Source organism: Phormidium pseudopriestleyi FRX01, from assembly GCF_017313335.1.
Lineage (GTDB): Bacteria > Cyanobacteriota > Cyanobacteriia > Cyanobacteriales > Laspinemataceae > Laspinema > Laspinema pseudopriestleyi.
The window spans coordinates 1-7207 of record NZ_JAFLQW010000642.1 but is presented as its reverse complement, the minus strand read 5'-3'; the positions used below and the strand labels follow the sequence as shown (position 1 = coordinate 7207).

Here is a 7207-nt window from a genome sequence, read left to right as displayed (position 1 = left end):
TTATGAGTTTCGTCGCCCGATTGAGTATAAATGCCAGTGGTATGGGAGCAAATTAACGCTGATTGACCCGTGGTATCCCAGTTCACAGATTTGTTCCAACTGCGGACACCGACAAAAAATGCCCCTGGACAAAAGGCAGTATGACTGTCCCAACTGTCACATTTCAATAGATCGTGACTTAAATGCCTCAATAAAGAAAGGAAAACGCGGATAGTTCAGCCGTGTAAGCCTAGTGATGGAAAGGTCTTGGAAGATCCAAGCTAGGAACTAAACATCATACAATTAAGTTTGAGTAAGTTTTGGAGAGCGGTATAACCACCTTTACTCCTCGGGGAAAATGCCGGATAATGGGGTGATTTCCTTAAAAATTATCCATTCAGTCACCCATTATTCCCAGGAGTCCGATCCCTGATCCGCCCCCGGATCTAAGCCGTTCAAATCCGGGAATAATTCTTTGGAAAGATTTTAGCTTGACGCCCTCAGCCGAGCACCATACCTGTACTCAGGTTGGTGTCGGGATGGATAGGCGGTCAATCCATGAGGTTCAATACCCCGCTCGATTGACAGTTTTCGGCGGCAACTCACGAATGACCTCGCTTTGTTGCCTTTTCTTGATTTTGCTAGTTCTTCAAGTGGGCTAACTCTTCATCAGTCACTCTGAAATTAATTGGGTTCATTGTCAGCAGTATTTAGCTACGTGCTATGATAGCATCATGAGAACATCCTACCAGTACAAACTACGCCCAACAAAAACACAGATTACAGAGTTAGATAGATGGCTGTCAATGCTTTATAGTCAGTACAATTATTTGTTGGCTGATAGATTCAACTGGTACGAGCAAAATCGTTCTCCTATCAACTCTTGTCCTCTAATCTGTCATTTGCCCGAACTGCGAAATAATCCCGATTATTTTAGTCAAAAGAAAACCTTGCCTCAACTCAAAAAAACTCATCCTTGGTACAAAGAGATTTATTCGCAAGTCCTCCAAGATGTTGTCAAGCGGGTAAAAGTGACTTTTGACAGGTTTCTCAAAGGTGATAGCAATGGCAAACGTAGCGGCAAACCCAGGTTTAAGCAACGCAGTCGTTACCGCACATTTACCTACCCTCAAATGAAGGAAGGATGTTGGCAAGGCAATCTAATTAACTTACCAATGTTTGGCAAAGTTAAGGTTGTTTTGCATCGTCCAATACCTGATGGGTTTAAAATCAAAACTGCTTCGGTTACCAAAAAAGCTGATGGATTCTACCTAACGCTTTCACTCGAAGATGCAACAGTTCCAACTATTAAACCTGATTTTAATCCCGACAAAATCACCGGCATTGATGTCGGATTAAAAGAGTTTTTAACAACTTCCGAGGGTGAAACGGTGGCAATTCCTCAGCACTACAGGAAAGCTCAGAAGCGGTTGCGGGTTATTCAAAAACGGGTATCACGTCGCCAAAAAGGTAGTAACCGTAGACTCAAGGCTATCAAGCAGTTAGGTTGCCAACATAAAAAAGTGGCAGATAAACGTAAAGATTTTCACTTTAAAACGGCTAACTGGTTGTTGTCAAAATATGACGTGGTTGCTCATGAGGACTTAAACGTAAAAGGACTTGCTCGTACAAGATTGGCTAAGTCTGTGTTGGATGCTGGGTGGTCAAGCTTTCTGTCAATACTTGCAAACAAAGCCGAAAATGCTGGGAAAGTTGGTAATTCCGGTAAGTGCCCATAACACTTCCCAAGATTGCTCCAACTGTGGTGAGAAAGTACCAAAAAAGCTGCATATCCGTTGGCACGACTGCCCTCATTGTGGATGTAGTCTGGGCCGTGACCATAATGCAGCTATCATTATCAAAAACTTCAGAGGTGGGTCAACCCGTTTTTAAAGCCAAGAGCCTGCCTTCGCAGTAGCTGGATTGTCTTGGAAGCCCACACTATAATCGTTTCGATTTAGTGCTGGGAGTTGTCACAATCCTTGCTTATAATTTGTAGAGGAATCTTTACGATTCTCTACATGGTTCTTCATGAACCGTAATCAACCCAGTCTTTCAAAATTTTGAACCATGCCCCGGATACTCGTCATTGACGATGACCCTGCAATCTCAGAATTAGTCGCCGTCAATCTGGAGATGGCTGGCTATGAAGTCAGTCAAGCCGAAGATGGCATCAAAGGTCAAGCGCTTGCGCTGCAACTGATCCCCGATTTAATCATACTCGATCTGATGCTGCCTCGGGTGGATGGATTCACAGTATGTCAACGGCTTCGTCGTGATGAGCGTACTGCCGATATACCCGTCCTGATGCTGACAGCTTTAGGTCAAACCCATGATAAGGTCGAAGGTTTCAATGCAGGCGCTGATGATTACCTGACTAAACCCTTTGAAGTTGAAGAAATGCTGGCACGGGTCAGAGCCTTGTTGCGACGCACCGATCGCATTCCCCAAGCGGCCAAACACGCGGAGATTCTCAACTATGGACCCCTGACCCTCGTCCCAGAACGCTTTGAGGCCATGTGGTTCGATCGCACGGTCAAGCTGACTCACCTGGAGTTTGAACTGTTGCACTGCTTGTTGCAACGTCACGGCCAAACGGTCTCTCCCAGTGAAATTCTCAAGGAAGTCTGGGGATATGACCCCGATGATGATATCGAAACGATCCGAGTTCATGTTAGACATCTGAGGACAAAACTCGAACCCGATCCTCGACATCCTCGCTACATTAAAACGGTCTATGGCGCGGGTTATTGCTTAGAGTTGCCTAGCACGGCACCAGCCAATGAAAACCCACAAGCAGTATAGTCACATCTCTCAAGTCAGGAAGAACAGGATGGGGAGTTTCGGCTTTGTGAACTCCCTGAAGTTCTACCCATTTGGGTGATACTGCTCTGTGAGCAAGGTCGTTTCACGATTCAATAGAAAAACGCTCCCCCCAACTACTTAATGTCGCGGGAGAGCGCTCTTTCTAACAATTTCCCGAAAGACTGATCACTTAGATCAGCTTCAGGAAGATTCCAAACAGAATCCAACTTTCCCGATTTACCGGCTCTAGCTGGATCCTGTTCTGGGCAGTTCTAGGGTGCCAAGGCGTTACCCCGGAGCAAACTACCAATCGTTTTCGCGGTAATCTTCATCTGCACGAAAGGATTGGCGGGAACTACGGTTTTATACAGATAGCTATCGAAGGTCATGCGCTGAACATCCATGTCAGCACACATTTCCACGAAGGCTTCCCGAGTGGCATCGGTGCGATAAAATACCCGTTGCAGGATATCCAGCACCGCATAAGTGATGCCGTATTTCTTATCCCAACGCTTCAGGTAAATTTTGAGTTCTTCTTCCGTGGGAACGCGGGTCCCCCCTTCAGAAAACTCGACGATGGTTTCGGCACACATCCGAGCGGATTTGGCCGCAAAATAAATCCCTTCCCCAGATGATTTGGTGACGGTCCCGGCGGCATCTCCCACGAGGGCGACGCGACCGACGACTCGACGCGGACGCGGATGTTCGGGAATCGGGTGCGCTTCCACTTTGATGATTTCGCCCCCTTCTAGCCGTTTGGCGGCCCGGGTCCGAATGCCAGCCTGTAGCTTTTTGATTAAAGCTTGGTTGACTTTCATCGTGCCGGTTCCCACGGCCACATGGTCATATTTGGGGAAGACCCAGGCATAGAAGTCGGGGGAAACGTCGGTTCCCACATACATTTCTGCCAGGTCATTGTAATAGGCCATTTTGTCTTCGGGGAGGCGAATCCGCTCTTGGAAGGCGATCGCATAGTTATAATCCCCGGCATCAATGGCTTTGGCGACGCGAGAGTTCGCACCGTCAGCCCCAATGACCAGATCCACTTTTAGGGTTTTTTGAACCCCGGCTACGCTGCCGTCCGAATGGTCGGCATAGTGTAAAAGATATGGATCTGTATTGTTTGTGGGAATATCCAGTTTGTGAACGGTGCCGTTAATCAGGTTTGCGCCTAATTTTTCAGCGCGATCGCGCAGGAATCCATCGAGGATTTCCCGGCGGCACATCCCAATATATTCATCTTCTTTTTCTAAATTGATATCGACTTCGATATTAGACGGGGAGATCATTTTCATTTTTCTCACCCGGCGATCGATGATGCGATCCGGTAGATCAAATTCGCTCACCATACAGAGGGGTATGGCCCCGCCACAAGGCTTCGCATTATCCAGCTTGCGCTCAAACAGGTAGGTCTCAATCCCTGCTTTTACAAGCGTTTCAGCAGCAGAGGAACCAGCCGGTCCCGATCCAACAACAGCAACCCGTAGTGCCAAAGAAGTTCTCCCTATCTGTCACGGTTACGGGAAGCAATCGTATCATGGACGACGCCCTTATGGTGAGGTTACACCCCTATATGTGAAGAAAATGAAATATAGCTTAATATTTCGACATAATTGGCCCGGTTTGGCGGATGGTTGAATTTAGCTCGGGTAAAAGAATAAATTTCGACTTAAAATAAAGGGCGATCTTCCCCAGGGCAACATGAACTCATCCGGACTGGATGGGCGGCTGTTACTGGATTCACGACGGTTGAGGGCGATCGCGATCGCTCAAAGGGGCTTATCCGGGGCGATCGCCTTATCTCAACACCGAGAAAGCCGCCTGCAAACAAGCGCATCAAATTCTGCGGTCCCAAATTTGTGCCACGGCTCAACCTCCAAAAAAGCCCAAACCTTCGCGTCTGTTCCGGGGGGGCTACTTGGGAACAGAGCATTCCCGTCTAAAACAGACTTTAAACTTTAGGAAGAATGCGTTAGTCCCTCAAGGGAAAGACTCCAAAGCCTTTCCCTTGAGGGACTAATTCACCCTAATTTACCTTGTCCTAACTTGGTATTTTTCGGAATATTTTATACCCCAATTCGGCTGAGAGATTAATCTTTACCCGTGATGTTTCCAACGGCGTTCTTAACCTGCTCACTAAACGAAGTTGCACCGCTGGCTTTGGCATCTTCTGGGGAAATCATTTGATCTTTATCCGCAGTCCCTTGAACGCCATTCAAACCTGGATTCGTTTCATCGACCTCATCTTTCATGGTATAAGGATCATTTCCGATCGCCTCTAGGGATTTCTTCTCAATCTTTAGCATCTGATCTTCACCTTTCGTCGGGCTGCTAGTCGCTGCATAAGCAGGGAAGGCACTGCTGAAAAAGAGTAAGGCAGACACGCAGACAGCCAGCAAAAAGCGTAGCGGACGCAAAGTTGGTAATTTTAAGCTGATAGACGGCATATTATGGTTCTCCTGGTCTAAAATTTCCATTGGATGGGAATTCGGGTGTTGCAGGTCTTGCACCCTCTCCGCTTCCCTTATCTGAGTTAAGGTTATCAAGGGATTGTGCCTACATACATCAGCCTTAAGATATAGATGGAGTAGTAAATTTAGAGGGCGATCGCTGCTTTTCTCGTCGGACAGTTGACTGGAGGAATTCATCCCACGGGTCCGGTTGAGACTGGGGATTGGCAACTTCAAAGCTATAGCAATCCTTGCGTGCCGTTGTGGAATGCCCTCACCCCTTTCTCGTCGGCGGCCCAAAGGGGGAGAGGGGATCTGAAGATGTCATAAATTATTTAGAACAAGCTATATCTCGTCCCGGTTCCCCCCAGGTTGCATAATCTTATCGATCCCTAGGCGATCGCATTCATCTTTCTGCTGGGCGTTGTCCCGTTCAATCTGATTACCGCGATCGCTGATTACCCCTAAGCATAATCCTCCAAACCTAGGGCTTAAAACTTCGGTTATTTTAGTTGAAGTTGCCCAATAAATCCAGATGATAATATCTGGAGATGATCCATTGCTTGACAAGTTGGAGAGGTGAATAAGTCAGCGAAACTTATGGACACAACTGTGGTTATCTTAAAATCGCAGATAGCGAATAGGTAATCTGTGATAATTCGAGGGGTTGAGAGAAGCAATATCAAGGAGTGAAAATTGTACGAATTATTAAAGCGCTCTATAGTACAGTGATATGCAGATATCCGCGCTTAAACCGGGACAGAACTTATGATCTTCAGAAGAGGGATGTCAACTCGATATGACAGGAGCCTTTCATGGACTGCCCCTGGGATCAAGGCAATGCGTAAGTCCCGCTGGAGTAGATTCGCCATGAGCGTTTTATCCGGGGAGAGTCGCTTCGGGTTTGCTCCCAGGGGGGACCTTGGGGCGGGTAGAGTTAAACCGGCTATGTTCGAGAGTTTAAGGGTAATAGTTCAAGGGGTTTGACACCACAACATCAGGGTAATCTTTTTAAGATTTTAGAAGTCTGAAAAGCAGATTGAATGATTGAGACAACATCTTATTGTAGTAGATACTATGGGCGAACAAGGTGCATCAGAAATTAACCGGATGAATTTTCAAGATAATTCAGAATCTAAAGCCGATATATTAATTGTAGATGATGTGCCGAATAATTTAAAATTATTGGTCAACTTATTAAGAAGAAATAATTATAATGTTAGAGCTGTAACTAATGGTTTTTTAGCCTTGCAATTTGTAGAAAGCAAACAGCCAGACCTCATTTTGCTGGACATCATGATGCCCGAGATGGATGGATATGAAGTGTGCCAAAAATTGAAAGAAAATCCTCGGACCAAGGATATTCCGATTATCTTTTTAAGTGCGCTCACGGAAGGATTCGATAAAGCAAAAGCCTTTAAATCCGGGGGGATTGACTACATCAGCAAACCCTTCCAAATGGAAGAAATTCTGGCGCGGCTAGAAACCCATCTCTCTCAACGGGCGCTCCAAAAGCAACTTCAAGAAAAGACTCAACTTCTAGCTCATCAAAATCTCCAATTCCAAGCAGAAATTAATGAACGAAAATTATTAGAGGAAAAACTGAGGTCTGCTGAGGAGAAAATGCGGGCAGTTTTTGAGGCAATGACTGATATTATCGCCTTAATTAGTATTCAAGAGGGAAATATTAGCAATCTGGATATTTTACCCAGTAATTGGATGCGTTTATATCAGCCCGATTCCGACATTGTGGGGCAAACGATTGAACAGTTGTTTTCCCCAGATACTGCAGAAATCTGGTTGAATGTTATTAGTCAAGTTTTAGAGACAAGAGAGACTGTGCATTTCGATTACTGTCTCAGCGATCGCGGGCAAGAGATGTGGTTTTCTGCGGCGGTGTCGCCGGTGCGGGAAGATACGGTGATTGTGGTAACAAGAGATATTAGCGATCGCAAGCAAGCAGAAGAAGCCTT

The 7207-nt window shown here is 46.1% G+C and carries 9 protein-coding genes; 5 read left to right on the top strand and 4 right to left on the bottom strand.

Annotation, left to right across the window (positions count from 1 at the left end; genetic code table 11):
* From J0895_RS24260 to J0895_RS24250, 4 genes are all read left to right on the top strand, one after another.
* A partial coding sequence (locus J0895_RS24260) for a zinc ribbon domain-containing protein (protein ID WP_242541568.1) occupies positions 1 to 214 on the top strand: 214 nt, incomplete at its 5' end.
* A 499-nt stretch (positions 215 to 713) separates the two neighbouring features.
* Positions 714 to 1718 (top strand): RNA-guided endonuclease InsQ/TnpB family protein, encoded by a 1005-nt coding sequence (locus tag J0895_RS24255; RefSeq protein ID WP_242541567.1) that lies wholly within the window; start codon positions 714 to 716, stop codon positions 1716 to 1718.
* Entirely contained in the window at positions 1633 to 1872 is a 240-nt protein-coding gene (locus J0895_RS26180; protein ID WP_340643579.1) for a zinc ribbon domain-containing protein, read from the top strand. The genes J0895_RS24255 and J0895_RS26180 overlap by 86 nt, the downstream gene beginning before the upstream one ends.
* A gap of 177 nt (positions 1873 to 2049) precedes the next feature.
* A complete protein-coding gene (locus J0895_RS24250; RefSeq protein WP_207090552.1) occupies positions 2050 to 2784 on the top strand; it encodes a response regulator transcription factor in 735 nt (244 codons plus the stop codon).
* A 272-nt stretch (positions 2785 to 3056) separates the two neighbouring features.
* Here J0895_RS24250 and chlP read toward each other — a convergent pair whose 3' ends face one another.
* From chlP to J0895_RS24230, 4 genes are all read right to left on the bottom strand, one after another.
* A complete protein-coding gene (gene chlP, locus J0895_RS24245) occupies positions 3057 to 4277 on the bottom strand; it encodes a geranylgeranyl reductase (RefSeq protein WP_207090551.1) in 1221 nt (406 codons plus the stop codon).
* A 176-nt stretch (positions 4278 to 4453) separates the two neighbouring features.
* On the bottom strand, positions 4454 to 4621 hold the full coding sequence (locus J0895_RS24240; RefSeq protein WP_207090550.1) for a hypothetical protein: 168 nt from the start codon (positions 4619 to 4621) through the stop codon (positions 4454 to 4456).
* Positions 4622 to 4874: 253 nt separating this feature from the next.
* Positions 4875 to 5432 carry a hypothetical protein gene (locus tag J0895_RS26175; protein ID WP_242541565.1) on the bottom strand — a complete coding sequence of 186 codons (558 nt, stop codon included), beginning with the start codon at positions 5430 to 5432 and terminating at the stop codon, positions 4875 to 4877.
* 147 nt (positions 5433 to 5579) lie between these two features.
* On the bottom strand, positions 5580 to 5804 hold the full coding sequence (locus tag J0895_RS24230) for a hypothetical protein (protein ID WP_207090549.1): 225 nt from the start codon (positions 5802 to 5804) through the stop codon (positions 5580 to 5582).
* Between the two features lie 507 nt (positions 5805 to 6311).
* On the opposite strand from J0895_RS24230, the gene J0895_RS24225 reads away from it, so the two are divergent.
* On the top strand, positions 6312 to 7207 hold an 896-nt coding region (locus J0895_RS24225; protein ID WP_207090548.1), incomplete at its 3' end, for a response regulator.